Here is a 26,001-nt window from a genome sequence, read left to right as displayed (position 1 = left end):
GCCGGTATGGTCCGTGCCTCCTACTGCGCGGAGCGCTCCAGGACGAGCTCACGCACGCGGGCGGCGTCGGCCTGGCCTTTCATGGCCTTCATGACCGCGCCGATGACGGCGCCGGCGGCCTGCACCTTGCCGTCGCGGATCTTCGCGAGCACGTCCGGCTGAGCGGCCAGCGCCTCGTCGATCGCCGCGATGAGCGCGCCGTCGTCGGAGACGACCGCGAGTCCGCGGGCGTCCACGACCTCCTGCGGCCGGCCCTCGCCGGCGACCACACCCTCCAGCACCTGGCGCGCGAGGCGGTCGGTGAGCGTTCCCGCCTCGACGAGGCCGGCCAGCTCGGCGACGTGCTCCGGGCTCACCAGCGTTCCCGCCGGGACGTTCGACGCGTTCGCCAGACGGGCGATCTCGCCGGTCCACCACTTGCGCGCAGCCGCCGCGGTCGCACCCGCGGCGACGGTCGCCTCGACCTCGTCGAGCAGGTCGGCGTTCTCCACGTCCTGGAACTCCAGAGCGGTGAAGCCCCAGTCGGCCGCGAGACGCTTGCGGCGGGCCGCAGGCTGCTCGGGCAGGGTGCCGCGCAGCTCCTCGACCCACTCGCGGCTCGGAGCCACGGGGACCAGATCCGGCTCGGGGAAGTACCGGTAGTCGTCGGCGTCGCTCTTGGGGCGGCCGGCGCTGGTGGTGCCCGTGTCCTCGTGCCAGTGGCGCGTCTCTTGCGTGATCGTGCCACCGGCCTCCAGGATCGCCGCCTGGCGCTGGATCTCGTAGCGCACCGCGCGCTCGACGGAACGCAGGGAGTTGACGTTCTTGGTCTCGGTGCGCGTGCCCAGCTGGTCGGAGCCGCGGCGGCGGAGCGACACATTGGCGTCGCAGCGCACGTTGCCCTCCTCCATGCGCGCGTTCGAGACGCCGAGCGCCTTCACGATGTCGCGGATGGCCCGCACGTAGGTGCGGCCGATCTCGGGGGCGTCGTGCTCGGCGCCCTCGATCATCCGCGTGACGATCTCGACCAGCGGCACTCCGCCGCGGTTGTAGTCGACCAGCGAATAGTCGGCGCCCTGGATGCGTCCGGTGGCTCCGCCGACGTGCGTGAGCTTGCCGGCGTCCTCCTCCATGTGCGCGCGCTCGATGAGCACCGTGACCTCGCGGCCCGACTCGAGCTCGATGGTGACCGACCCGTCATGGGCGATCGGCTCGTCGTACTGCGACGTCTGGAAGTTCTTCGCCGTGTCCGGGTAGAAGTAGTTCTTGCGCGCGAAGCGGCTCGACTCGGCGATGTCGCAGCCGAGGGCGAGACCGAGACGGATGCTCGACTCGATCGCCTTCTCGTTCACCTGCGGCAGTCCGCCGGGCAACCCGAGGCACGTCGGGCAGGTGTTGGTGTTGGCGCCCGAGCCGAACTCGTTCGCGCAGCCGCAGAACATCTTCGTCTTGGTGTTCAGTTCGACGTGCACCTCGAAGCCGAGCACCGGCTCGAACAGCTCGAGGGCTTTGTCGAAGTCCATCAGTTCCGTTCCGGCCATCAGACGGCTCCCTCTTCGCTCGCGAACATCTCGGTGGCGGCCAGGTCCGGCGCCTGGCTCAGCAGGGTGCGCCCCCACTTCTGCTCCAGCAGCCGCTCGAGCGCGGCTCCGATCGTGTAGAGCCGCGCATCGGCACGGGCCGGCGCCATCAGCTGCATACCCACCGGGAGGCCGTCCTCCGGCGCGAGACCGATCGGCAGCCCCATCCCGGGGACGCCGGCGAGGTTGGCCGGGATGGTGGTGATGTCGTTGAGGTACATCGCCATCGGGTCGGCCAGCTTCTCGCCCAGCTTGAAGGCCGTCGTCGGGGCGCTCGGGCTGACGAGCACGTCGACCTTCTCGAACGCGGCGGAGAAGTCGCGCTGGATCAGCGTGCGGACCTTCTGCGCGCTGCCGTAGTAGGCGTCGTAGTATCCCGCGCTGAGGGCATACGTGCCGAGGATGATACGGCGCTTGACCTCGGGGCCGAAGCCGGCCTCGCGAGTGGCGGACATGACGCGCTCGACGGTGACCGGGCCCTCCTGCGGGTCGACACGGAGGCCGAAGCGCACGGAGTCGAAGCGCGCCAGGTTGCTGGACGCCTCGGCCGGGAGGATGAGATAGTACGCGGCGACGGCGTACTCGAAGCTCGGGGCGCTCACCTCGACGACCTCGGCGCCGGCACCCTCCAGGAGCGCGACCGCCTCGTCGAAGCGCTGCTTGACGCCGGGCTGGAAGCCCTCGCCGGCGAGCTCCGTGATGACGCCGACGCGCACGCCGCGCAGGGCGCCGTCCGCCAGGCCCGCGCGCGCTGCGGCGGCCATGGACGGCCAGGTGTCGGTGAGCGACGTGGAGTCGAGCGGGTCGTGCCCGGCGATGACGTCGTGCAGCAGACCGGCGTCGAGCACGGTGCGCGAGACCGGGCCGACCTGGTCGAGCGAGCTCGCCAGCGCGATCGCGCCGTAGCGGCTGACGCCGCCATAGGTCGGCTTGACGCCCACCGAGCCGGTCACCGCGGCGGGCTGGCGGATCGAGCCTCCCGTGTCGGAGCCCAGGGCGAACGGCGCCTCGAAGGCGGCCACGGCCGCGGCCGAGCCTCCACCCGATCCGCCCGGGATCCGCTCGAGATCCCAGGGGTTGCGGGTCGGGCCGTACGCCGAGTGCTCGGTGGAGGAGCCCATCGCGAACTCGTCCATGTTCGTCTTGCCGAGCGGAACCAGGTCGGCCTCGCGCAGCTTGCGGACCACGGTGGCGTCGTACGGCGGCAGCCAGCCCTCGAGGATCTTCGAGCCGGAGGTCGACGGCATGTCGTTGGTGGCGAGCACATCCTTGATCGCGACCGGCACACCGGCGAGCGGCCCGAGGGCGTCGCCGGACGCGCGACGGCCATCGATCTCGGCGGCGGTGCGGAGCGCTTTCTCCCCTGCGACGTGCAGGTAGGCGTGCACGTCCGCATCGACGGCCTCGATGCGGTCGAGGTGCGCGCGCGTCGCCTCGACGGACGAGACCTCCCGCGCCGTGAGCAGGTCGGCCAGGGCGGCGGCGCTGAGCCGGGTCAGATCCGTCACGGTCACTCCTCGTCCAGGATGGCGGCGACCTTGAAGCGGTCGCCGTCGCGTGCGGGGGCGCCGGAGAGCGCCTGGTCGACCGTCAGCGAGGGCGCGACCTCGTCGCGGCGGAACACGTTGGTCAGAGGCAGCGGGTGACTCGTCGCGGGCACGTCCGGCCCGGCGACCTCCTGCACCTTGGCGACCGACTCCACGATCTGGCCGAGCTCGTTCGTGAGGCTCTCGATCTCTTCCTGGCTGAGGTCGATCCTGGCGAGGTTCGCCAGGTGCGCGACTTGTTCTGCGCTGATTTCAGACATGCGTCTCCGTGAGTATCGGTGTGGTGAGGTGCCGCGGGTGCGCCCGGCGGCCCGTATCGATTCTATTGCTCGCCGAAGAGCCCGAGGCCGAGACGGTGCACGGCGTCGTAGGCCTCCTGGTAGGTGACCGGGATGCCGTCCCCCGGCTGACCGTAGCGCGCCGTCAGCAGCCCGACCAGCCCCACCCCCGGCGGGCTCAGCGGACGGTCCTGGTCACCCGGCTGCGGGGCGTCCGACTCCGGATTCGACGGCAGGTACTGCGGGTGCGTGTCCGGCCAGGTGCCGGGCTGGCGCGGAGTCGACAGATTGACGGCGTCGCGGAGCGTGCGGGCGCCGCGGTCGCGCTCGGTCAGATTATCGAGCCCGTACTTCTCGCACAGCGTCGCGATCACGGCCGCGTGGTGCATCTCCTCGTGGAGGATGGACCCGCGCTCGGTGTACGCGGAGATCGCGATGGCGGGGACGCGCAGTCCGAGCCGGTCGAACATGAAGCCGTTCTCGCCCGGTCCGGTCTGGTCGGGCGGGGTCGCCGGCCCGGGAGGAACGTGGTCGTACGTGCCGCCGTGCTCGTCGAACGTGACCAGCAGCATCGTGTTGAGCGCGTTGGAGCCTTTCGCACTGCGCGAGGAACGGATGGCCGAGTACACGTTGTGCAGCAGCAGATCGCCCGCACGCACGTCGGAGATGGCGCCGCCGACGACGATGCCGCCCGCGACGTCCTCCTCCGTCATCGGGCCGCCCGGCGGATGCATGTCGTTGTGGTCGTACAGCAGCCGCGGCTCGACGAACGCGTAGTCGGGCAGGGTGCCCTCCGCCACGTCCTTGTAGAAGTGGGACATCGTGCGGAAATTGGTCCGCCAGTACGGCTCGAGCGCCGGGGCGTGGATGAAGCCGGTGAGCGAGATCAGCTGACGGTCGTCGTAGTAGACCCGCCAGGTACGCCCTGCCTCCTCCAGCCGGTTGAAGATCGTCGGCGCGTCGTTGGCGGGATCGAACCACTTGCGGAGCCCGCCGTCGCCGCCGTTGTCGACGTAGCCGTGGGAGGTGGAGGCGTGGAAGAAGGAGCGGTTGCAGAACGTCTGCGACGGCACGGCGCAATGCCAGTCGTCGTACACGGCGAACTGCCGGGCGAGCGTCGAGAAGACGGGGAGCATGTCGGGCGTGAAAGCGCCCATGATGCGCCGGTAGTCGTCGACGCCCGGCTCCTGCCCGGTGTCTTTGCGCAGCACTCCGATGTAGTCCTTCACGAAGCCGGACATCGTCGGCCTCTGGCCCGGCTGCGGCGCGTTGTAGGGCGGCTGCATGTCCTTCACCAGCGCGTCGGCGTTCGACGGCGGGTCGACGATGCCGAACAGCTGGGTGTTGACGTGCGGATAGACCTCGCCCGGGTCCGGGGACGGCTGCCGCATCACGAAGTCGGTGGTGCCGTCGTAGGCGTGCACCGGGATGTCCGGACCGCCGTTCGGATCCGGGTTGCTGTACTCGCCGAACGCCAGCCCGTCGAAGCGCTTGCCCTCCGGCAGGGTCTTCTCGTCGTAGAGCCAGCCCAGGAGGTTGTCGAACGAGCGGTTCTCGTACATCAGCACCACGAGATGGTCGAAGCCCGGCTTCGCCCGGGGCGGCAGCGGTGGAAACTCCTCGCCCGGCTCCGCACGCGGCGCCTCGCCCGGCACGGCGCGGGACGCGTACGCTGCTCCGGCCGCCGCTCCCCCGGCGCCGCCGGCAACGGCCCCCGCCGCCACCAGCCCCGCACCTTTGAGGAAGTCGCGGCGCGACGACCCGCGCCTCTCCTGCTGCTCGTCGTCCGATCCCATCCCGTCCATTATGCGGGCACGGATCGCTCAGAGCACGAGGCGGCCCTGATCGATCCCGATCATCGCGAGGTTGCGCATGCACTCCGTCCCCGCCGTGAAGTACTCGTTGTGACCGCTGGATCCGGCCAGGGTGCGATGCGTCAGGGGGTCGACGGCACCGGAGACGCCCATCCGCTTCGCGCCGTACGACGACGATCCGGGGTCGCTGCCGAAGAACGCGCTGTCGACGATCGGGTCCATCGGCGCCTCGCCGACGAAGACATTGCCGTCGCGCACCGACAGATCCTTCACGGACTGCGCGTCGCTCCCGGGCGAACCCATCAGCGCCAGCGCGTCCACCTCGACCGTGCCGCGCTCGAGCGCGAGCAGCGCGGCCGTCGACCCGTACGAGTGGGCGAACACGCTGAGGTACGGCGGGTCGGCCGCCCGGAGGCTCGTGATGCCCTCGAGCGTGCGCTCCAGGCTGTCGGCGCCCTGCTGTGCGAGCTCCAGCCCGCCGATGTTCGTGAGCACGGGCGTCTGGTAGCCGATCCACGCGACGACCGCGACACCCGGGACGGTCGACCCGGCCCGCGGGCCCTGGAGGCGCTTGAGGAAGCCGGTCTCCTGATCGTGGAGGTCCTGCGCGACCTCCGCCCACGCCTCGATCTGCTCCCCGACCGACATGTACATCCCGGGAACCAGGACACTGACGTACTTCGCGGTGCTGAGGTCGCCGACGACGATCGCCGCCTTCGCGTTCTCGGAGGTGTCCAGCGAGACGAGCGTGCGCTTCACACCGCCCTTCTTCGCCAGCGCCGTCTTCACATTGCCGAGCGTGGTCAGCTGACGCTGCAGGGCCAGCCGCTCCGTCTTGCCGCGCTCCGTCTTGAGGTCGGCTGTGGCGGTCGCGATCGTGCGCGAGAGGTCGAGCGCGTTCGCCTTACCGCGGACGCTGTACGGCACGCCCTCCAGGTTGCCGACGAGGTGCGGCGTCTCGGAGAGCAGCACGGCCTGCTGCTTGCTGTCGAGCAGGGACCAGACGCGGCTGACGTCGCTCGCGGCGGGAGGATCCGAGATGAGCTTGTCGATCTCCGCCCGATGGCCGGACAGGTAGGCCGGGAGGGCGGATGCACTGACATCGGCGAGGCGGCCGAATGTGCTCGCCGCCGCGGCGGCAGCGGTCTGGCCCGACGCGGAGGAACCGGAGGTGACGCCGGCCGCGGAGACGGCTGCAACGGTCGAGACGGCGGAGACGGGCGCGCTGTCTGCGGGCACGACGAAGGCCCCGGTCAGTCCCGAGACTGCCGAGGTAACGATAGAGACAGCTGCAAAGCCGACCAGCACTCCGTCCGGGTCCCTCCGAGAGCGAGCGAGCTAAGCCCTTGCAGTGCGCACCGGGTGAGCGCACTCTTCGATGCTATCGGGGAAAACATGGACGTCGGCAGGACGTTCTACCCCCGATTCAGGGGGAGACTTGAAATCCTGTCCGCGCTTTGGCTGACCGATTCACACGGTTTCGAGCGCGTCCGGACCCTTTTCGACGAGGATCCGGAACTGCGCGGCGTCGAGCACGCGCAATCCGAGCTCCTCGGCCTTCGCGAGTTTCGACCCCGCTCCCGGCCCCGCGGCGACGAAATCGGTCTTCTTCGAGACGCTCGACGCCGCCTTGCCGCCCGCCGCGATGATCGCCTCCTGGGCCCCCTCGCGCGTGTACCCGTCGAGCGAGCCGGTGGCGACGACCGTGAGCCCGGCGAGCACACCACCGGCCTCGGCCGCCGCGCCCGGCCCCGGGTGGCCCGGGGTGGCGAACTGCACACCGGCGCGCGTCCACCGGTCGACGATATCGACGTGCCAGTCGACGCCGAACCAGTCGATGACGGCGTCGGCGATGATGCCGCCCACTCCGTCGACCTGCGCCAGCTCCTCCCGCGTCGCCGCGCGGATCGCGTCGAGCGAGCCGAAGTAGTCGGCGAGCGCGCGTGCGGCGACCGGGCCGACGTGCCGGATGTTGAGGGAGACGAGGAGGCGCCAGAGCGGCTTGGTCTTGGCGCGCTCGAGCTCGGCGAGCAGCTTCGTCGCGGCCTCCGACGGCAGAACGGGCTGGTAGTCCTTGCGGATGCCGAGCCGACGGCGCTCGGCCGGGTCGAGCTCCTCCGTGCCGGGCGGATAGGTCTTCGCCCCGAGACGCTGGAAGGGGGACCGCCGGATCGGCTCGCCGGTGGCTTCGTCGAGCTTGACCTCACCGGTCTCGGAGTCACGGACGAGCACCTCGACGGGCACGAGTTCGTCGATGTCGAGATCGAACAGCCGGGCCTCGGTCACCAGCGGCGGAGTGGCCGGGACGACCGGCTGCGTGAGCGCTGCCGCCGTGACCTCACCCAGCGCCTCGATGTCGAGGCCGCCCCGGGACCCGATGTGCTCGACCCGACCGCGCACCTGGGCGGGGCACGACTGCGCGTTCGGACAGCGGAGGTCGATGTCGCCCTCCTTCATCGGCCGCAGCGGAGTGCCGCACTCCGGGCAGACCTCCGGCATGTGCCACTCGACCTGCGTGCCGTCGCGCAGCTGCTCGACGGCGCCGAGGATCTCGGGGATGACGTCTCCCGCCTTGCGCAGCACGACGGTGTCGCCGATCATCACGCCCTTCGCCCGCACGACCTGCTGGTTGTGGAGAGTCGCCTGGCGCACCGTCGAGCCGGCGACCTTGACCGGCTCCATCACGGCATACGGCGTCGCGCGACCGGTGCGGCCGACGCCGACGACGATGTCGAGCAGCGTGGTGTGCACCTCCTCGGGCGGGTATTTGTACGCGATCGCCCACCGCGGCGCCCGGCTGGTCGCGCCGAGCTCGACGTGCAGCTCCAGCTCGTCCACCTTGACCACGATCCCGTCGATCTCGTGCTCGACGTCGTGCCGGTGCTCTCCGCGGTCGGCGATGTACCCGGCGACGTCGTCGACGGTGTCGAACACGCGCGAGTGCGGCGAGACGGGGAGGCCCCAGCCGGCGATCAGGTCGTAGATCTCCGACTGCGCGACGACGCCGGGATGCTGCCAGGCGCCGATCCCGTGCAGGTAGAGCGAGAGACGGCCGAGGCGCTCGCGCATCAGCTCCAGTTCGAAGGGGCTCTTGTTCTCGCGACGTTGGCGGAGGCTGCCCGCCGCCGTGTTGCGCGCATTCGCGAACTCCGGGTACCGCGTCTTGATCCTGTCCTCCGGTCGGCCCTTGGCGCGCTCCTCGGCCTCGAAGGCGGTCTGCAGGGCGCGCTGACGCTCGTTCAGCGCCTCGAAGTCGGCCGTCGCGAGGAACACCTCGCCCCGCACCTCGAAGAAGGGCGGGAAGCCGGAGCCCGTCAGGCGGCGCGGGATCGCGGGGATCCACTCGACGTTCTCCGTGATGTCCTCGCCGACCCGGCCGTCACCGCGGGTCGTCGCGGTCTCGAGCACCCCGTCGCGGTAGGCGAGGCTGATCGCGAGACCGTCGATCTTGAGCTCGGTCAACCAGCGCACCGGCCGGCCGGCCGCAGCCGCGGTCTTGGCGGCCCACTCGCGGAACTCGTCGATCGAGAAGACGTTGTCGAGGCTGAGCATCCGCTCGGCGTGCTCGTGCTCGGGGAAGCCGACGGAGGCGACGGTCGCGCCGACCTGCTGTGTGGGGCTGTCCTGCCCGGCGAGCTCGGGGAAGGCGCGCTCGATGGCCTCGAGCCGGTGGAAGTCGGCGTCGTACTCGGCGTCGGAGAGCGCCGAATCGCCGTCGCCGTAGTACGCGACGCGCGCCCCCTCGATGCGCTCGGCCAGCCGCTCCGCCTCGGCCCGCGCCGCAGCGAAATCGAGCCCATCGAACTCGACCGGCTCACGGTCGACGGGGGTGTCACTCGTCTCAGAGGTGTCGCTCACCCTGACGATTCTAGAGAGGACCGCCGACAGCGATCGAGCCTCCCGCTCAAGCGGGGACGGCGGAGACCGTGCGGTCGATCGTCGTCTGGCCCAGCACGCGCGTGCCGACGTAGACCACGGCGGTCTGGCCCGGCGCGACGCCGTCCAGCGGGATCAGCGGACGCACGACGAACTCGCCCCCGGCGACCCACGCACGCGCCGGAACGGGATCGGCGTGGGCTCGGATCTGCACGTCGCAGTCGAAGGGCGTGCCGGGGTCGGCGGGCGGGAGGCCCGCCCAGGTGAAGCGCGATCCCGCGATCTCCGCGATGTCGAGGGCCTCCTTCGGGCCGACGACGACGGTGTTGTCCTTCGGGCGCACCTCGAGCACGAACCGGGGTCGCCCGTCCGGCGACGGGTAGCCGATGTTCAGGCCCTTGCGCTGCCCCACGGTGAACGCGTGCGCTCCCTCGTGCGTGCCCAGCCTGTTGCCGTCGCGGTCGAGAATCTCGCCCTGCTCGGCGCCCACGCGCTCGGCGAGCCAGCCGCGCGTGTCGCCGTCGGGGATGAAGCAGATGTCGTGCGAGTCGGGCTTGTTGGCGACGCTGAGCCCGCGGGCCTCCGCCTCGGCGCGCACCTCCGCCTTCGACGGGGTGGCTCCGAGGGGGAACATCGCGTGGGCCAGCTGGTCGGCGGTGAGCACGCCGAGCACGTACGACTGGTCCTTCGCCCACGCGCTCGCGCGGTGCAGCTCGCGATTGCCGTGCTCGTCGGTGACGACGGCCGCGTAGTGCCCGGTGCACACGGCGTCGAACCCGAGGTCGAGCGCCTTCTCGAGCAGCGCGGCGAACTTGATGCGCTCGTTGCAGCGCATGCAGGGGTTCGGCGTGCGGCCCGCGGCGTACTCGGCGATGAAGTCGTCGACGACGTCGAGCTTGAAGCGCTCGGAGAAGTCCCACACGTAGTACGGGATCCCGATGATGTTCGCAGCGCGCTGCGCGTCCATCGAGTCCTCGATGGTGCAGCACCCGCGGCTGCCGGTGCGGAGTGTCCCCGGCATCCGGCTGAGCGCCAGGTGCACACCGACCACGTCGTGACCGGCCTCCACCGCGCGCGCCGCCGCCACGGCGGAGTCCACTCCCCCGCTCATCGCTGCCAGAACTTTCACCCGAAGAGTCTACGCCGCCCGGCCTGCGCGTCGCCCGAGGCAGGCAGAGGGGTCTCATCCGGCCGGAAAGGCCGGCGTATTCCGGCAGAACGCGACCCCTGTCGGAAGGGAGGGAGGGAGGGAGGGAGGGAGGGAGGGAGGGAGGGAGGGGGCGTGCTCAGGGGAGGCGGGGGGCGCGGGTCGCGTGGCCGGCACGGGCGGCCTGGGCGTACGCGCCGGGCAGAGCCGCGAGCAGGGCGTCGACGTCGGCGTCCGTCGAGGTGCGACCCAGCGTGAAGCGCAGGGCGCTGCGGGCATCGCGCTCGTCGCGCCCCATGGCCAGGAGCACGTGGGAGGGCTCGGGGATGCCCGCGGTGCACGCGGACCCGGTCGAGACGGAGAGCCCGGCCATGTCGAGCAGGAACAGCAGCGAATCCCCCTGCGCCCCCGGGAAGACGAAGTGGGCGTTGCCCGCCACGCGCTCCCCCGACTCCGGCCGCGGGCCGCTGAGGACGGCCTCCGGCACGGCGGCGCGCACCCCCGCGATCAGGCGGTCACGCAACGCCGCGAGCCGCGCGGTCTCGGCGACGCGCTCGCGCTCGACCGCCCGGGCCGCGACGGCGAAGGCGACAGCGGCCGCGACATCCTGCGTTCCGCTGCGCACCTGGCGCTGCTGGCCGCCGCCGTGGATCAGCGGCACGACGGTGGAGGTCCGGCTCAGGACCAGGGCTCCGATGCCGCCCGGGCCGCCGATCTTGTGGGCGGACACGCTGAGCGCGTCGATGCTGAGCCCGGCGAAGTCGATCGGCAGATGCCCGTACGCGGCGACGGCGTCGACGTGGACGGGCACACCCGCCTCCCGCGCCGCTGCGGCAAGCGCCGCCACGGGCTGCACGGTGCCGACCTCGTTGTTGACGGCGAGGAAGGTGAGGAGGGCCGTCGTGTCCGGATCGTCGATCGGGCCGGGGAGGATGCGGCCCTCGTCGTCGAGCCCGAGCCAGGAGGGCGTGGCCCCTTCGGCGCGCTCCAGCCATTCGACGGCTTCCGTGGTCGCGTGGTGCTCGCCTCCGGGGACGAGGATGCGCGGGCGCGACCGGCCCGTGTTGCGTGCCCAATAGAGGCCTTTGATCGCGAGGTTGACGGACTCGGTGCCACCGGAGGTGAAGACGACCTCGATGGCGTCGCAGCCGAGGGTCGCCGCCACGGTCTCGCGCGCCTCCTCGAGCATCCGTTTGGCCTGCTGGCCTTGGCTGTGGATGCTGGAGGGGTTGCCGACGACGCCCATCGCGTCGGCGTAGGCGGCGATGGCCTCGGGGCGCATGGGGGTCGTGGCGGCGTGGTCGAGATAGACCGGCACCGGGCCCTCCTCGGTTCGCTGGGGCGACGCGCGGGCGGGTGCGCGTCGCGTCACTCACTACTCTAGATCGCATGACCTCCACCGATCCCCTGCGCAATCTGGGTGTCCGTGTCGGGCCGCACGGCGGCGAGCTGCGTGTGTTCTCCGAGCACGCCGACGCGATGGAGCTGTGCCTGTTCGATGAGCGCGACCCGAACTGGCTGGTGAAGACGCGGCCGATGACCAGGGATGCGCACGGGGTGTGGTCGGTGCGCTCGAGGTCGCTGACGGTCGGCAGCCGATACGCCGTGCGCGTGTCGGGGCCGGCGTCTCCGCAGAACGTGTTCAATCCGGAGACGCTGCTGCTCGACCCGTATGCACGGTCGCTGGTGCGCGCCGGATCGGACAGCTGGCGCGGCGTGGTGATCGAGGACGGATTCGACTGGGGCGAGGCGCGCAAGCCGGGGACGCCGCTGGACCACACGGTGGTCTACGAGACGCACGTGCGCGGGTTCAGCAAGCTCAACCCGGCGGTGCCCGAGGAGCTGCGGGGGACCTATGCCGGGCTCGCGCACGAGTCGTCCATCGGCTATCTGCGCGACCTGGGGGTGACCGCGGTCGAGCTGCTTCCCGTGCACGCGTTCGTGTCGGAGCAGCGGCTGCAGCAGCAGGGGCTCACGAACTACTGGGGGTACAACACCCTGAACTTCTTCAGTCCGCACGCGGCGTACGCCTCCCGTGCGGCGCAGGCGGCCGGGCCCGAGGCCGTGCTGGCCGAGTTCAAGGGCATGGTCAAGCTGCTGCATCTGGCCGGGATCGAGGTGATCCTCGATGTCGTGTACAACCACACCGCCGAGGAGGGCATCGGCGGTCCGCGTACGAGCTTCCGCGGCATCGACAACGCGACGTACTACCGGCAGGACGACCAGGGTGTGTACATCGACGTGACGGGCTGCGGCAACACGGTGGACTTCGGCGACCCGGTCCCCCAGCGGCTGGTGCTCGATTCGCTCCGGTACTGGGCGGAAGAGATGCAGATCGACGGTTTCCGGTTCGATCTCGCCGCCACTCTCGGACGCGGTGCGGATGCGTCGTACTCACGCGAGCATCCTCTGCTGCAGGCGGCGCTGAGCGATCCGGCTCTGCAGGGCGTCACGCTGATCGCGGAGCCGTGGGACGTGGGGCTCGGCGGCTGGCAGACGGGCAACTTCCCGGACGGATGGTCGGAGTGGAACGACCGCTACCGCGATCGGGTGCGCAATTTCTGGCTGGCCGATATCGCCGAGGCGCGACGCAACGGGCAGGCCCCCGTCGGCATCGGCGGGTTCGCGACGCGTCTCGCCGGGTCGTCGAACACCTTCTCCCCGGAGCGGGGACCGCTCGCGTCGGTGAACTTCGTCACGGCGCACGACGGCTTCACGATGGCGGATCTGACGGCCTACGACGTCAAGCACAACCTCGGCAACGGCGAGGACAACCGTGACGGCACCGACAACAACCGGTCGTTCAACCACGGCGTCGAGGGGCCCACCGTCGACGAGCAGGTGCTGCTCGACCGGCACAAGGCCATGCGCAATCTGATGGGGACGCTCCTGCTGTCGGCCGGGGTCCCGATGATCGCGGCCGGCGACGAGTACGGCCGCACCCAACGCGGCAACAACAACGCCTACTGCCACGACAGCGAGCTCACCTGGTTGAGCTGGCTGCGCACGCGCGAGCAGCGTGAGTTCGAGGAGACCACGAAGCGTCTGCTGGAGCTGCGGCGCAGCAACCCGGCGCTGCGCCCGAGCCGGTACGCCGTCTACGGCCAGACCACTCCGAACGCCAGCCACATGGACTGGTTCGACGCCTCCGGCAGCGGGATGGACGACGTGGACTGGAACTCCCCCGAGAACCGCACGCTGCAGTACCTGGTGGCGTCAACGCCGGACAAGGAGGAGTTCAACCGCGTGCTGCTCATCGTGCACGGGGTGGAGGACGACGTGGAGGTGTCGCTCCCGGTCGCCCCCGGCGTCGAGTCGTACCAGCTGCTCTGGGACAGCGCGACGGAGGTGCCGATCCCGGAGGATCCGGCTCTCCTCCCGCCGGGGTCGAAGCGTCTCGTCGGCGGGACCTCGATGCAGCTGTTCCGTGCCAACGGGCCGCGCGACGATCGGCCGGCGGACTGATGGCGAAGGCGAAGGCGGCGACGGCCGGGACTCCCGCCACGGTGGCGCTCGGCGCGGCCGGGCTGCCGTTCGCGGTGCACCCTTACACCCACGATCCGGCCGCTCCGTCATACGGGTCGGAGGCGGCGGAGGCTCTGGGCGTGGAACCGGAGCGCGTGTTCAAGACGCTCCTCGCCGACACCGAGCTCGGGCTCGTCGTCGGCGTGGTCCCGGTCACGGGATTGCTCGACCTGAAGGCCCTGGCTGCGGCCGTGGGAGCCAAACGCGCGGCGATGGCGGACCCGGCGGTCGCCGAACGCCGCACCGGATACGTCGTGGGCGGGATCAGCCCGATCGGCCAGAAGACGCGGCACGTCACGGTCGTCGACGAGACGGCGCAGCTGTTCGACACCGTGTTCGTCTCGGGCGGGCGACGCGGTCTCGACATCGAGCTCACCCCCGCCGCACTGCTGACGGCGACGGACGGCGCCTACGCGGCGATCGCGAAGGAGGCCTGATGGCAGGGCGGACGATCGAGGTGCGCCCGGCGACGGTGGCCGACGCGCCGGGGATCGCGCACGTGCACGTCACCGCGTGGCGGGAGGCGTACGCCCGGCAGGTGCCCGCGGAGTACCTCGCAGCGCTCGACACGGACCGCCGTGCGACCTCCTGGGCCACCCTCATCGCGTCCGGGACGACGGGCGTTCAGGTCGCGGAGTCCGGCGGCGCGATCGTCGGCTGGGCGAGCACCGGAACGGGGCGGGACGCCGACGCCCCGGTGCCGCTCGAGCTCGAAGGGCTGTACACCCTCGCGAGCGTGTACGGATCCGGGGCCGGCCAGCGCCTTCTCGACGCGGCGATCGGCAGCGCGGACGCCTACCTGTGGGTGATGGCCGACAACCCGCGCGCCCGTACGTTCTATGCGCGCAACGGATTCCGTTCCGACGGCTCGACGAAGGTCGAGACGATCGGCGCGACGGCTGTCGAAGTCGTGCGCCTCCTGCGCACCGCCTGATCCCTTCTCCCGCCGCTCTCAGACCCGCTGCAGCAACGGGCCCAGCCGCACCGCGGTGTCGGCCACCAGCGACACCAGCCCGTCGCGGTCGGCCAGTCGGGCGGCGGGGAGCGCGAGCGCGAGTCCGGCGATGAGGCGCTCGTCGCCGCCGCGCACCGGGACCGCGAGACAGCCGAATCCCGGGGTGAGCTCCCCCTCCTGCGTCGTGTAACGGGTCGGGGACGGCACGGTGCGCGCCGCCTGCTCCGCCAGGAGCAGGCGTCCGAGCGCGGAGACGCTGAGGTCGGCGCCGATGCGGCGCGGGTCGGAGAGCGGGAAGTCCGGGTCGACGTCGACGGGCACGACGCGCCCCTCGCGATACACCGCCAGGTGGACCCCGCCGCGGATGCGCGAGCGCAGCTCGGTGACGGCCGCGCGGGCCGTAGCGGCCGCATCCTGGGCCTGGGCGACGTCCGCCAGCTCGGCCACCTTGCGGCCGAGCGCGAAACCGCGCAGGTCGGGCATGCGCACGAGGTACTCGTCCTGCACCAGGAGGTTGAGCAGCCGATACGCCGTCGCCCGCGGCAGCCCGAGCCGGACCGAGATCTGCTGGGCCGTGATCCCCGGGCCGGAGTGCGCGACCTCCTCCAGCACGGCGAGGGCGCTGTGCACCGCGCCGGGCTGCCGCCCGCTCAGCTCGGGGATGGCGCTCATGCCGACCCGCCGAGCACGTCCCCCGTCGTCGGCTCGTCGTAGAGGCCGATGCGGCCGAGCGCCTCCCGCCTCCTGCGCCGGCAGACCGCGTAGAGGGCGAGCGCGAGCGCAGCCACCGCGGCGAGGAGGAGCACGGCCAGCGGCCGTGTGCCGGTGACCTCGAGCCAGAGGTCCGTGCCGAGAGCCGCGACGAGCCCGAGCGCGGCGATCCCCGCGGCCACGGCGGGCGCGACCGTCAGCTCGCCGATCCGGCGCAGGAAGAACGGTGTGGCGACACAGACGAGCGCGTACGCGGTCATGTAGCCCGCCGCCGCGCACACCACGACGACGCCCATCGCCTCCCAGGCGCCGAGTCCGGCCAGCACCAGCACCGCGGGCACCGCCACCTCGAGCGCCAGCCCCACGGTGAGGGCGACGTGCGGCGTACGGAACCTGCGGTGCGTGCGCCCGAGCGCGGCGGGCGCGATGCCTTCGCGCCCGAGGGAGAACAGCACCCGGGCGAACGCCGTCGTCGAGGCGAGCGCGCAGGCGAGGAAGGAGCAGGCGAGCGCCGCGTCGAGCAGCAGCCCGATCCACTCCACGCCCGCACGCCCGGCCAGATCGTTCACCGGACTGTCGCTCGCCGCGAGCTCTCCGCCGAACGCGTCGAAACCCGCGAGCTGCGTGTACGCGGAGAGCAGGTAGAGAACGCCGGCCGCGATGACGGTCCACCGGATGGTGCGCGGGATGGTCGCGAACGGCCGCCGCGACTCCACCCCGAGCGTCGCCGCGCTCTCGAAGCCCACGAACGCGGTCACGGCCACCGTCGTCCCGGCGGCGAGCTGCGGGAGGCCGACGTCGTGCGGCACGGCGACGCTCCAGAACGACGAGCCCGGCACCCGCACGAGCAGCACGGCGATGAGGACAAGGATGCCCGCGATCGCCAGCAGCTCGATCACCAGGGTGACCCGTGTCGACAGGCGGATGCCTCGCCACAGCACCAGCAGGCAGAGCGCGCCGAACGCGACCAGCAGCACGAGCACGAGCGGGCGCGACCCGGACACGCCGGGAGACGCGTGCGCGAGCAGCATGAGCGAGTAGTACGCCGCTCCCAGCAGGGCGAACATGGCGACGAAACCGTAGCCGACGAGCATCGCCGCACCGGTGGCGAACCCGGCACGCACACCCAGCCCGCGCGCGGCGAACGTGTAGAGCGAGCCGGTCGCCGCCATGCGCCGGGTGAACTGGTTGACGGCGTACGCCACCAGCGCCATCAGCACGGCGGCGAGCAGGAACGCGGTGAGCGTCCCGGAGCCGGCTCGTGCCGCCACCAGCACCGGGCAGGTCGCCGCAGCGGCCGACGGCGCGACGGCCCCGACCGACTGGGCGAGCACGTCGACGAACCCGAGGCTGCGGCGGTCGAGCCCCGCCATCGGCGAGCGCGCAGGGAGGCCGTCGACCGGTCGCGGATCGGCGATCGCCCGGCTCAAGGCCGTCACGGGGGGCTGTGCTGTCACGGGATGCTCCTCTTCCCGCGAGGCTACGACCCGTGTGTTGCGACGGCGTTTCCGCGGGGTCACGGCGACGTGACCGTCGAATGCGACACCGGGAATCCCATTCGGCGAGCGCCGACTCTTCACGCGTGCGGAACGGCGGTGCAACACCCGCTGACGAGACTGGCGGGACCCCATCCCCTCTCCCCCTAGGAGGAACTCATGACGGCAGCGCAGGAGCCGCAGGCTCTGCTGGGCGGTCCGGTCGCGGTGCGCGGCGCGGGTGCGTCTCGTCAGCTCTCGGGCCGGCTCGGTGTCGGTTCGATCGTGTTCATGGTGGTCGCGGCGGCGGCTCCCCTCACCGTGATCGGCGGCGGTTTCCCCGTCGCCGTGCTGCTCGGCAACGGCGCCGGGGTGCCCAGCATGTTCGCGATCGGTGCGATCATCCTGCTCTTCTTCGCGGTGGGGCTGAGCGCGATGAGCCGGTTCATCCCGCGCCCTGGCGCGTTCTTCACCTATGTCGGCTACGGGATGGGGCGGCCGCTCGGTCTCGCGGCCGCCTATCTGGCGCTGCTGACCTACACGACGGTGCAGGTGGCGGTGTACGGCTATCTCGGGGCGACGCTCGAGTCGTCGGTGGTGGCGCTGCACGGACCGGACATCCCCTGGTACGTCTACTCGCTGGCCATGGTCGCTCTGGTCGGCGTACTGGGATACCGGCACATCGAACTGAGCTCCCGTGTGCTCGGGGTGCTGCTCATCGCCGAGGTCGGCATCGTGGTCGTGCTGAGCCTGGTGATCATCGGCACCGGCGGAGCGGACGGGCTGTCGCTCGCGCCGTTCGAGCCGAGCACGGTGCTCTCCGGTTCGCCGGGCATCGGGCTGATGTTCGCCCTGGCCGGCTTCATCGGGTTCGAGTCGACGGCGATCTTCCGCGACGAGGCGAAGGAGCCGGAGAAGACCATCCCGCGGGCGACGTACATCGCGGTGATCGCGATCGGTGTCTTCTACACGTTCGCGTCGTGGTCGCTGGTGATGGGGTGGGGGCCCGCTCAGATCGTCGACGTCGTGGCGAAGGACACCGGCGGCTTCATCGTCAACACCGCGATCCACTACCTCGGCTCGGTGGGCGGCGTGATCGTCAACGTGCTGCTGATCACGAGCCTGTTCGCCTGCGTCCTGTCGTTCCACAACGTCGTCACGCGATACCAGCACTCGATGTCGAATGCGGCGGTGTTCCCGGCCCGGATCGGCCGCGTGCACGGAAAGCACGCGTCTCCGTACGTCTCGTCGCTCGTGCAGACGGCGACCGCGGCGGTGCTGCTCGTGGTGTTCGCGCTCTTCCGGCTCGACCCGGTGCTGCAGGTGTTCACCTGGTTCAGCGGTATCGCGACGCTGGCGATCGTCGTCCTGATGGCGCTGACCTGCCTCGCGGTGATCGTCTACTTCGCGCGGAAGAGGACCGGCGCAGGCCTCTGGCGCACGGTGATCGCCCCCGTGATCGGGCTGATCGGCCTCGTCGGCGTCACGATCATCATCGTCGACAACTTCCCCCTCCTCATCGGCGATGTGGATGCGCAGGGCACCCCGGTGCTCGGCCCGCTCTCCATCGTCTTCTTCGCCGCCATGCTCGCCTTCCCGGTGATCGGCGTGGTGCAGGCCCTCGTCCTGCGCCGCAGCAGACGCGACGCCTACGAGAACATCATCGACACCATCAGCGCCTAGGAGACGTGAGTACCATGACCACCGAGCTTCCCCTGACTCTGCCCGCCGACGACACGGCGGCGCCCGGCCCGCTCTCCAGCCTCACCGCCCCCGAGATCGAGACCGCCGTGCGCACCCTCCGCGACGCCGGCGCGGTGACGGACACCACGCGCTTCGTCTACGTCGGCCTCCTGGAGCCCGACAAGGCGGACGTGCTGGCCGCCCGCGTCGGCGAGGCCCCGACGCCCGAGCGCGAGGCCCGCCTCCTGCTGCTCGACGTGGCGACCGGTGCCGGCGTCGACGCGGCCGTGTCGCTGACCCGTGAGGAGGTCGTCGCCCTCGTCCCCATCGACGGATCCCGCGGCCAGGTGCCGATCCTCGAGGAGGAGTTCGAGGCGATCGGCGCGATCCTGGTCGCCGACGGCGCCTGGCTGGCGGCGCTCGAGAAGCGCGGCCTGACCGCCGAGCAGGTCGTCTACGCCCCGCTCTCCCCCGGTTCGTACGACATCCCGGGCGAGGAGGGGCGCCGGATCATCCGCGTCTTCGCCTTCCGCATGGACCACGCGGAGGACCACCCGTGGGCGCACCCGGTCGATGGCCTCTGCGCCTACGTCGATGTGATCGCCCGCGAGGTCACCCAGGTGGTGGACGCCGTCGAGCTTCCGGTTCCGGACGAGCCGGGCAACTTCCACCTGGAGGCTGAGCGGCCCGCGCCGCTCGACACCCTGAAGCCGATCGCGATCACGCAGCCGGAGGGGCCGAGCTTCTCCGTCGACGGCGACACCGTCACGTGGGCGAACTGGTCGTTCTCGCTCGGCTTCGACGCCCGCGAGGGGCTCATCCTGCGCGACCTCGCCTTCGCCGACCCGGACCAGGGCGGCGAGGTGCGGCCCGTGATCTACCGCGCCTCGATCGCCGAGATGGTCGTGCCGTACGCCGATCCGTCCCCCACGCGGTACTGGCAGAACTACTTCGACACCGGTGAATACCTGTTCGGACGGTTCGCGAACTCCCTCACGCTGGGATGCGACTGCCTGGGCGAGATCCGGTACTTCGACGCGGTGCTCTCCGACGAGTTCGGGCGGCCCAAGACCATCGAGAACGCGATCTGCATGCACGAGGAGGACTACGGGACGCTGTGGAAGCACACCGATCTCTTCACCTCGGCCAACGAGGTGCGGCGGTCGCGGCGCCTGGTGATCTCGTTCTTCACCACGGTCGGCAACTACGACTACGGCTTCTACTGGTACCTCTATCTCGACGGCACGATCGAGTGCGAGGCGAAGCTCACCGGCATCCTGTTCACCTCCGCCTACCTCGAGGGGTCGCCGACGGCGAGCGAAGTCGCCCCGGGCCTCGGGGCCCCCTACCACCAGCACCTGTTCTCGGCCCGCCTGGACATGATGGTGGACGGCCTGGCCAACGCGGTCGATGAAGTGGACGCGGTCCGTCTGCCGATCAGCGCCACGAACCCGTACGGCAACGCGTTCACGAAGAAAGCGACGCGCATCGCCAGCGAGGCGGAAGGCGCCCGCGACGCCGACGCCTCCGTCGGCCGCACCTGGCACATCGTCAACACCGAGAAGACGAACCGCCTCGGGCAGCCCACCGGGTACGTGCTCCACGCCGAGCAGAACCCGACCCTCCTGGCGGACCCGTCTGCGACGGTCACCGCCCGGGCGGCGTTCACGACCAAGCAGGTGTGGGTGACGCAGTACGCGAGCGACGAGCGCTATCCCGCCGGCGAGTTCGTCAACCAGAACCCCGGCGGCGACGGCCTCCCGGCGTACATGGCGGCGGACCGCCCGCTCGACGGCGAGGACATCGTGCTCTGGCACACGTTCGGCCCCACGCATTTCCCGCGCGTCGAGGACTGGCCGGTCATGCCCGTGGACTACGCGAAGTTCACCCTGAAGCCGTACGGCTTCTTCGGCCGCAACCCCGCGCTCAACGTTCCCGCCGCGGAGCCGGCCCACTGCGCCCCGGGACACCACGCGCACGGCGGCGACACGCACGGCGACCACAGCCACGGCGACCACGCGCACCACGGATGATCGAGGCGCTCCACCTCGGCAGCATGCTCCCGGCGGCGCTGGGAGCATGCTGCGTCGCCGGCGGAGCCGACCGCCGCTCGCCGCTGGCCTGGCTCGGGATGCTGGCCATGCTCGCGGCGATGGCCGACACGATGCTGATGCCGCGGCCTCTGCTCGCACCGATCGTCTGGGCCGCGGCTCTCGTGCTGGTGGCGCTCGCGACGGCCGTGCAGGGCCGGCTGCGCGCCGTGCCTCCGGCTGGGAGCCCGACCCATCCGTCCCGCACGATGACCGCGCACCGCTCCCTCCAGGCCGTGCTGATGGCGGGCCTGATCGCGACCGCGGGCTCCCATCACTCCGGCAGCGCCGTGGGAGGGGCTCACGCCTCCCACGGCCTGCCGGTCCTCCTCGTGCTCGGCGTCGCCGCACTCGCGTTCGCGGCGGCCTCGGCGGTCGTCGCGCTCCGCCGCCCGCTGCCGTTGGTGCCGCGCGCGGAGGCCGCACTCGGCGCCGCGGCGACCACCCTCATGGCGCTCCCCCTCCTCGCCTGACCCCCGCATTGCCGAGGTTCACGTCGTTGCGCTCAATCCTCCCGAATGGGCGCCACGACGTGAACCTCGACGTAGCGTCAGGAGGCGACGGCGACCAGTCCGAGCTCCGCCGGGGAGAGCAGGAGGTCGTTCACCGGCACCACGCGGACGGTGTAGCCGAACGAGCCCGCCCGGCCCAGCGTCACGGTGCCCACGTACTCGCGCGCCACCGCCGGGTCGTCCGTGCCGGGCACGCCGTGGTCGAGCTCCAGGCGCTGGTGCTGCACGTCGGTGAGGTCGTCGCCCTCATGGCTGCGGCCGTACAGGACCTGCACCTCCACATCCTCCGGCGCCAGTCCGCCCAGGTGGACGAGCGCGCGCACGTGCAGCTGGTCGCCGACCTGGGGCACCGCGTCGACCCCGCCCGCGTCCACGTGCGCCACGTTCACACCGGGCCAGGCCGCGCGGACCCGGTCCTTCCACGCCGCGAGACCGCGTGCCGCGGCGTAGCCGTCGGCGCTCAGACGCTCCTCGTACCCGGCCGCGGGGAGGTAGAGCCGCTGCACGTACTCCTGCACCATCCGCTCGGCGCTCAGCGCGGGCGAGAGCGTTGCGAGGGTGTGACGGATCTGCGCCACCCACGCCGTCGGCACGCCGTCGCCATCGCGGTCGTAGAACCGCGGCGCGATCTGGTGCTCGATGAGGTCGTACATGGCCTCCGCCTCCAGCGCGTCGCGCTCGGCGCCGTCGCCCGCGGCGTCGGCGGAGGGGATGGCCCAGCCGTTCTCACCGTCGTAGAACTCGTTCCACCAGCCGTCCAGAATGGACAGGTTGAGGGCCCCGTTGAGCGCCGCCTTCATGCCCGACGTGCCGCACGCCTCCAGCGGCCGCAGCGGGTTGTTCAGCCAGATGTCGGTTCCCGGGTAGAGCAGCTGCGCCATTCCGATGTCGTAGTCGGGCAGGAACACCATCCGGCCCCGGATCTCGGGCTCGGAGGCGAACTGCACCAGCTTCTGGATGAGCCGCTTGCCCTCGTCGTCGGCCGGGTGCGACTTGCCCGCGATCACGAACTGCACCGGCCGCTCGGCGTGCAGCAGGATGTTCTTCAGCCGCTCGGGGTCGTGCAGCATCAGAGTGAGCCGCTTGTAGGTCGGCACGCGCCGTGCGAATCCGATCGTGAGCACGTTCGGGTCGAGGAGGTCGTTCATCCACGCCGGGGCGATCCCGCCGGGGTTCTGCGCCTCCCACGCGGCCTGCAGCCGCTGGCGGGCGTCCTGCACGAGCTGCTCGCGCATCCGGTTGCGCACCGACCAGAGGTCGGCGTCGCCCACGGCACCGGAGTCGGCCCAGTCGGCGTGGGCCGTGTCGTCCGTGCCGAGGCGCTCCAACGCGAGCGCGCGGAGCATCGGGTCCGTCCAGGTCGGGGCGTGCACGCCGTTGGTGACCGAGTCGATCGGCACCTCCTGCGGGTCGAACCCCGGGTAGAGCCCGTTGAACATCTGCCGGCTGACCTCGCCGTGGAGCCGGGACACCCCGTTCGCGTGCTGCCCGAGGCGCAGGCCCATGACGGCCATGTTGAACACGTCGGGTGACCCGCCCGGGTAGTCCTCCGCGCCGAGCGCCAGCACCTGGGCGGCGTCGACGCCCGGCAGCAGCGACGTGGAGACGTACCGCTCGACCAGCGGACGGTCGAACCGGTCGATGCCGGCCGGCACGGGCGTGTGGGTGGTGAACACCGTTCCGGCGCGCACCACCTGCAGCGCCTCGTCGAAGCTCAATCCCTCGCCGATCAGGTTGGCGATCCGCTCGAGGCCGAGGAAGCCGGCGTGGCCCTCGTTCGTGTGGAACACCTCGGCGGCCGGAGCACCCGTGAGCTCCGCCCACGCCTCGATCGCCCGCACGCCGCCGATGCCGAGCAGCAGCTCCTGCAGGAGGCGGTGCTCGCCGCCGCCGCCGTACAGGCGGTCGGTCACCGACCGCAGGCGCTCCTCGTTCTCCGGGATGTCCGTGTCGAGCAGCAGGAGCCGTACCCGGCCCACCGCCGCCTGCCAGACGCGCGCGTGCAGCACGCCGTCCGGGAGCGCGAGCGAGACCTCGACGGGGGTGCCGTCCGGGGTGCGCAGCACGCTCAGGGGCAGCCCGTCCGGGTCGAGGGAGGGGTAGCTCTCCTGCTGCCAGCCGTCGGGCGAGATCGCCTGGGCGAAGTAGCCGGATCGGTAGAACAGGCCGACGCCGACCAGCGGGACGCCCAGGTCGCTCGCGGCCTTGAGGTGGTCTCCCGCGAGGATCCCCAGGCCGCCGGAGTACTGCGGCAGCGCCGCGGCGATGCCGAACTCGGGAGAGAAATACGCGATGGTGCGCGGCGTGTGCTCCCCCAGGGACTGGTACCAGCGCGGCTCGCTCAGATACCCGTGCAGCTCGTCGCGGACATGGTTCGCCCAGTCCACGTAGCCCGGATCCGCGGCCAGCTCGGCGAGGCGGCCCGGGTCGACGGCTCCGAGGAGCGCGACGGGATCGTGCTCCACCTGGTGCCACAGCTCCGGCGAGATGCGGGCGAACAGCTCCTTGGTCGGCTCGTGCCATGACCAGCGGAGATTGCCCGCGAGCTCCTCCAGGGCGGAGAGGTTCTCGGGCAGGACGGCTCGGACGGTGAATCTACGGATGGCCTTCACTCGCCCCACAATAGGGGAGCCTCATGTCGAGCAGGTTAATGAGTGTACGGTCGGGTCTGTGGGAAAGAGCGCAGCGACCAAGCCGGCAGCCGCAGCGGCACCGGAGGCCACCGTCGACCACCTCCCTGAGGAGGTGACGTCACCGGCGGCGGAGACCCCCGCGGCCGGGACCGGGGGCGCCGGACCCGTCCAGGAATACGTGCCCCTGCTGACCCGGCTGCCGATCCTGGGCCTCTCGCCGCAGGTGGACGAGGGCCACTGGGCGGCGACCGCCTTCCGCGGCGAGGTCGTCCCTTTCCGCGCGACCTCGTTCCGCGAGGGGCACGACCGGATCGGCGTCGACCTCCTCCTGCTCGACCCCGCCGGGGTGCAGACCGAGCACCACATGCACCCGATCGCGCCGGGGACCGACCGGTGGGAGGTGGAGGTCCAGCTCGAGACCGAGGGCCTGTGGCGGTACCGGATCCAGGCGTACGCCGACGACTACGCCACCTGGAAGCACAACGCCGAGGTGAAGGTGCCGGCAGCCATCGACGTCGACCTGATGCTCAGGATGGGCCACGACCTGCTCTCCGGCGCGGCCGCGGACAAACGCCGCAGCCCGGCCGAGCGCCGCCACCTCGGCGAGGCCGCCAAGGTCGTCGCCGACACCGCACAGCCCGTGGATGCGCGGTTCGCCGCCGCGATCGACGAACGCATCGTCCGCATCCTCGCCGAGCGCCCGATCGTGTCCCTGCCGTCGCTCTCGGAGACGCGCGCCGTGCTCGTCGAGCGGACCCGCGCCGGCGTCGGCAGCTGGTACGAGTTCTTCCCGCGGTCGGAGGGCGCCAAGAAGCTCGCCGACGGCTCGTGGAAGTCGGGCACGTTCCGCACCGCGGCCAAGCGCCTGCCGGAGATCGCCGCGATGGGCTTCGACGTCGTCTACCTCCCGCCGATCCACCCGATCGGGCGCACGTTCCGCAAGGGCCCGAACAACACGCTCGACGCCGGACCGAACGATCCCGGCTCCCCGTGGGCGATCGGATCCGCGGAGGGCGGTCACGACGCCATCCACCCCGACCTCGGCACCGAGAAGGACTTCGCCCACTTCCTCGGAAAGGCCAAGCAAGCAGGCCTCGAGGTCGCGCTCGACCTCGCCCTGCAGGCCTCCCCCGACCACCCCTGGGTCACCGAGCACCCGGAGTGGTTCACGACGCTGCCGGACGGCACGATCGCGTACGCGGAGAACCCGCCGAAGAAATACCAGGACATCTACCCCATCAACTTCGACAACGACTACGACGGCCTCCGGGCCGAGGTGCTGCGCATCGTGCGGCACTGGATGTCGCTGGGCGTACGGATCTTCCGCGTGGACAACCCGCACACCAAACCGCTGCATTTCTGGGAGTGGCTGATCCACACGGTCAACGCCACCGACCCGGACGTCGTGTTCCTCGCGGAGGCGTTCACCCGCCCCGCTCTGCTGCACACGCTCGCCAAGGCCGGGTTCCAGCAGTCGTACACCTACTTCACCTGGCGCAACACGAAAGAGGAGCTCGAGGAGTTCCTCGACGGCCTCGCCCACGACACGGCCGACTTCCTGCGCCCGAACCTGTTCGTCAACACCCCCGACATCCTCACGGAGTACCTCCAGTTCGGCGGGCCGGCGGCGTTCAAGGTGCGCGCCGCGATCGCCGCGACGGGCGCGCCGACCTGGGGCGTCTACTCCGGCTACGAGCTGTTCGAGAACGTCGCACGCCCGGGCGCCGAGGAGTACATCGACAACGAGAAGTACGAGTACCGCCCACGTGACTACACACGCGCGCAGACACTCGGCCGCTCTCTCGCTCCGTACCTGACGATGCTCAACCGCACCCGCAGCGAGCACCCTGCCCTGCGGCAGTTGCGCAACCTGCACGTGCACGGCAGCGAGGACGACGCGATCCTCGTCTACTCCAAGCACCTGCCGGGCGCGTTCACCCGCAGCGGCAAGGCGGACACGGTGCTCGTGGTCGCCAACGTCGACCCGCACTCCGTGCGCGAGACCGTCGTCCACCTCGACGTCGCCGCGCTCGGGCTCCCGGTCGGCTCGACGTTCGAGGTCAAGGACGTCGTCACCGGCCAGCGCTGGACCTGGGGGGCCGACAACTACGTCCGCCTCGACGCCTTCACCGAACCCGTGCACATCCTGGTCGTCAAGCCGCTCTGAACCGCGGACCGATCCGCCCAGGCCCGCCG

General features: G+C 71.2%; 18 protein-coding genes. 7 read left to right on the top strand and 11 right to left on the bottom strand.

Going from position 1 to position 26,001, the window contains the following annotated elements; all coding sequences use genetic code 11:
- Positions 1–20: 20 nt before the first annotated feature.
- From gatB to IT072_RS09445, 8 genes are all read right to left on the bottom strand, one after another.
- Positions 21–1,520 (bottom strand): Asp-tRNA(Asn)/Glu-tRNA(Gln) amidotransferase subunit GatB, encoded by a 1,500-nt coding sequence (gatB, locus tag IT072_RS09480; protein WP_223360708.1) that lies wholly within the window; start codon positions 1,518–1,520, stop codon positions 21–23.
- Positions 1,520–3,067 (bottom strand): Asp-tRNA(Asn)/Glu-tRNA(Gln) amidotransferase subunit GatA, encoded by a 1,548-nt coding sequence (gatA, locus tag IT072_RS09475; RefSeq protein WP_223360707.1) that lies wholly within the window; start codon positions 3,065–3,067, stop codon positions 1,520–1,522. The genes gatB and gatA overlap by 1 nt, the downstream gene beginning before the upstream one ends.
- Positions 3,068–3,069: 2 nt before the next feature.
- Positions 3,070–3,366, bottom strand: coding sequence for an Asp-tRNA(Asn)/Glu-tRNA(Gln) amidotransferase subunit GatC (gene gatC, locus IT072_RS09470; protein ID WP_223360706.1), 297 nt, complete (start codon positions 3,364–3,366; stop codon positions 3,070–3,072).
- Between the two features lie 62 nt (positions 3,367–3,428).
- The gene (locus tag IT072_RS09465) at positions 3,429–5,180 is read right to left on the bottom strand and encodes an alkaline phosphatase family protein (RefSeq protein ID WP_223360705.1); all 1,752 of its coding nucleotides are present in this window, start codon (positions 5,178–5,180) and stop codon (positions 3,429–3,431) included.
- 27 nt (positions 5,181–5,207) lie between these two features.
- Positions 5,208–6,437 carry an alpha/beta hydrolase gene (locus IT072_RS09460; RefSeq protein ID WP_223360704.1) on the bottom strand — a complete coding sequence of 410 codons (1,230 nt, stop codon included), beginning with the start codon at positions 6,435–6,437 and terminating at the stop codon, positions 5,208–5,210.
- A 231-nt stretch (positions 6,438–6,668) separates the two neighbouring features.
- Complete coding sequence (ligA, locus tag IT072_RS09455; RefSeq protein ID WP_223360703.1) at positions 6,669–9,056, bottom strand: NAD-dependent DNA ligase LigA; 2,388 nt, start codon at positions 9,054–9,056, stop codon at positions 6,669–6,671.
- Between the two features lie 46 nt (positions 9,057–9,102).
- Positions 9,103–10,203 (bottom strand): tRNA 2-thiouridine(34) synthase MnmA, encoded by a 1,101-nt coding sequence (gene mnmA, locus IT072_RS09450; protein WP_223360702.1) that lies wholly within the window; start codon positions 10,201–10,203, stop codon positions 9,103–9,105.
- A gap of 157 nt (positions 10,204–10,360) precedes the next feature.
- On the bottom strand, positions 10,361–11,539 hold the full coding sequence (locus IT072_RS09445) for a cysteine desulfurase family protein (RefSeq protein WP_223360701.1): 1,179 nt from the start codon (positions 11,537–11,539) through the stop codon (positions 10,361–10,363).
- 71 nt (positions 11,540–11,610) lie between these two features.
- Between IT072_RS09445 and glgX the strand changes: the two genes are divergently transcribed.
- Genes glgX through IT072_RS09430 form a run of 3 tightly spaced genes read left to right on the top strand, consistent with a single transcriptional unit; the run spans position 11,611 to position 14,680 of the window.
- On the top strand, positions 11,611–13,686 hold the full coding sequence (glgX, locus tag IT072_RS09440; RefSeq protein WP_223360700.1) for a glycogen debranching protein GlgX: 2,076 nt from the start codon (positions 11,611–11,613) through the stop codon (positions 13,684–13,686).
- Positions 13,686–14,183, top strand: a complete 498-nt coding sequence (gene ybaK / locus IT072_RS09435; protein ID WP_223360699.1) for a Cys-tRNA(Pro) deacylase — start codon at positions 13,686–13,688, stop codon at positions 14,181–14,183. The genes glgX and ybaK overlap by 1 nt, the downstream gene beginning before the upstream one ends.
- Positions 14,183–14,680 (top strand): GNAT family N-acetyltransferase, encoded by a 498-nt coding sequence (locus IT072_RS09430; RefSeq protein WP_223360698.1) that lies wholly within the window; start codon positions 14,183–14,185, stop codon positions 14,678–14,680. The genes ybaK and IT072_RS09430 overlap by 1 nt, the downstream gene beginning before the upstream one ends.
- A gap of 18 nt (positions 14,681–14,698) precedes the next feature.
- On the opposite strand, the gene IT072_RS09425 is transcribed toward IT072_RS09430, so the two are convergent.
- Positions 14,699–15,373: a helix-turn-helix domain-containing protein gene (locus IT072_RS09425; protein WP_223360697.1), complete on the bottom strand. Its 675-nt coding sequence runs from the start codon at positions 15,371–15,373 to the stop codon at positions 14,699–14,701.
- On the bottom strand, positions 15,370–16,869 hold the full coding sequence (locus tag IT072_RS09420; RefSeq protein ID WP_223360696.1) for an APC family permease: 1,500 nt from the start codon (positions 16,867–16,869) through the stop codon (positions 15,370–15,372). The genes IT072_RS09425 and IT072_RS09420 overlap by 4 nt, the downstream gene beginning before the upstream one ends.
- Positions 16,870–17,067: 198 nt before the next feature.
- Between IT072_RS09420 and IT072_RS09415 the strand changes: the two genes are divergently transcribed.
- From IT072_RS09415 to IT072_RS09405, 3 genes are read left to right on the top strand one after another with little or no spacing between them, the layout of a single operon-like run.
- Positions 17,068–18,570, top strand: coding sequence for an APC family permease (locus tag IT072_RS09415; protein ID WP_223360695.1), 1,503 nt, complete (start codon positions 17,068–17,070; stop codon positions 18,568–18,570).
- Between the two features lie 14 nt (positions 18,571–18,584).
- Positions 18,585–20,603, top strand: coding sequence for a primary-amine oxidase (locus IT072_RS09410; protein ID WP_223360694.1), 2,019 nt, complete (start codon positions 18,585–18,587; stop codon positions 20,601–20,603).
- Entirely contained in the window at positions 20,600–21,133 is a 534-nt protein-coding gene (locus IT072_RS09405) for a hypothetical protein (RefSeq protein ID WP_223360693.1), read from the top strand. The genes IT072_RS09410 and IT072_RS09405 overlap by 4 nt, the downstream gene beginning before the upstream one ends.
- 77 nt (positions 21,134–21,210) lie before the next feature.
- Here the strand turns inward: IT072_RS09405 and glgP are convergent, their stop codons facing one another.
- The gene (glgP, locus tag IT072_RS09400) at positions 21,211–23,784 is read right to left on the bottom strand and encodes an alpha-glucan family phosphorylase (RefSeq protein ID WP_223360692.1); all 2,574 of its coding nucleotides are present in this window, start codon (positions 23,782–23,784) and stop codon (positions 21,211–21,213) included.
- A 58-nt stretch (positions 23,785–23,842) separates the two neighbouring features.
- On the opposite strand from glgP, the gene IT072_RS09395 reads away from it, so the two are divergent.
- Positions 23,843–25,972, top strand: a complete 2,130-nt coding sequence (locus tag IT072_RS09395) for an alpha-1,4-glucan--maltose-1-phosphate maltosyltransferase (RefSeq protein ID WP_442786794.1) — start codon at positions 23,843–23,845, stop codon at positions 25,970–25,972.
- Positions 25,973–26,001: the final 29 nt, after the last annotated feature.

Source organism: Leifsonia sp. ZF2019, from assembly GCF_019924635.1.
Taxonomy (GTDB): domain Bacteria; phylum Actinomycetota; class Actinomycetes; order Actinomycetales; family Microbacteriaceae; genus Leifsonia.
Note: the sequence above shows the minus strand (reverse complement) of the source record. Positions and strands in the feature narration are given on the sequence as shown.

Bases quoted from the DNA above. Each gene is read 5' to 3' on its own strand.
- IT072_RS09405 (WP_223360693.1), top strand. From the start codon at position 20,600: ATGATCGAGGCGCTCCACCTCGGCAGCATGCTCCCGGCGGCGCTGGGA.
- IT072_RS09415 (WP_223360695.1), top strand. From the start codon at position 17,068: ATGACGGCAGCGCAGGAGCCGCAGGCTCTGCTGGGCGGTCCGGTCGCG.
- IT072_RS09465 (WP_223360705.1), bottom strand. From the start codon at position 5,180: ATGGGATCGGACGACGAGCAGCAGGAGAGGCGCGGGTCGTCGCGCCGC.
- ybaK (WP_223360699.1), top strand. From the start codon at position 13,686: ATGGCGAAGGCGAAGGCGGCGACGGCCGGGACTCCCGCCACGGTGGCG.
- gatB (WP_223360708.1), bottom strand. From the start codon at position 1,520: ATGGCCGGAACGGAACTGATGGACTTCGACAAAGCCCTCGAGCTGTTC.
- glgX (WP_223360700.1), top strand. From the start codon at position 11,611: ATGACCTCCACCGATCCCCTGCGCAATCTGGGTGTCCGTGTCGGGCCG.
- IT072_RS09430 (WP_223360698.1), top strand. From the start codon at position 14,183: ATGGCAGGGCGGACGATCGAGGTGCGCCCGGCGACGGTGGCCGACGCG.
- IT072_RS09410 (WP_223360694.1), top strand. From the start codon at position 18,585: ATGACCACCGAGCTTCCCCTGACTCTGCCCGCCGACGACACGGCGGCG.
- gatC (WP_223360706.1), bottom strand. From the start codon at position 3,366: ATGTCTGAAATCAGCGCAGAACAAGTCGCGCACCTGGCGAACCTCGCC.
- IT072_RS09425 (WP_223360697.1), bottom strand. From the start codon at position 15,373: ATGAGCGCCATCCCCGAGCTGAGCGGGCGGCAGCCCGGCGCGGTGCAC.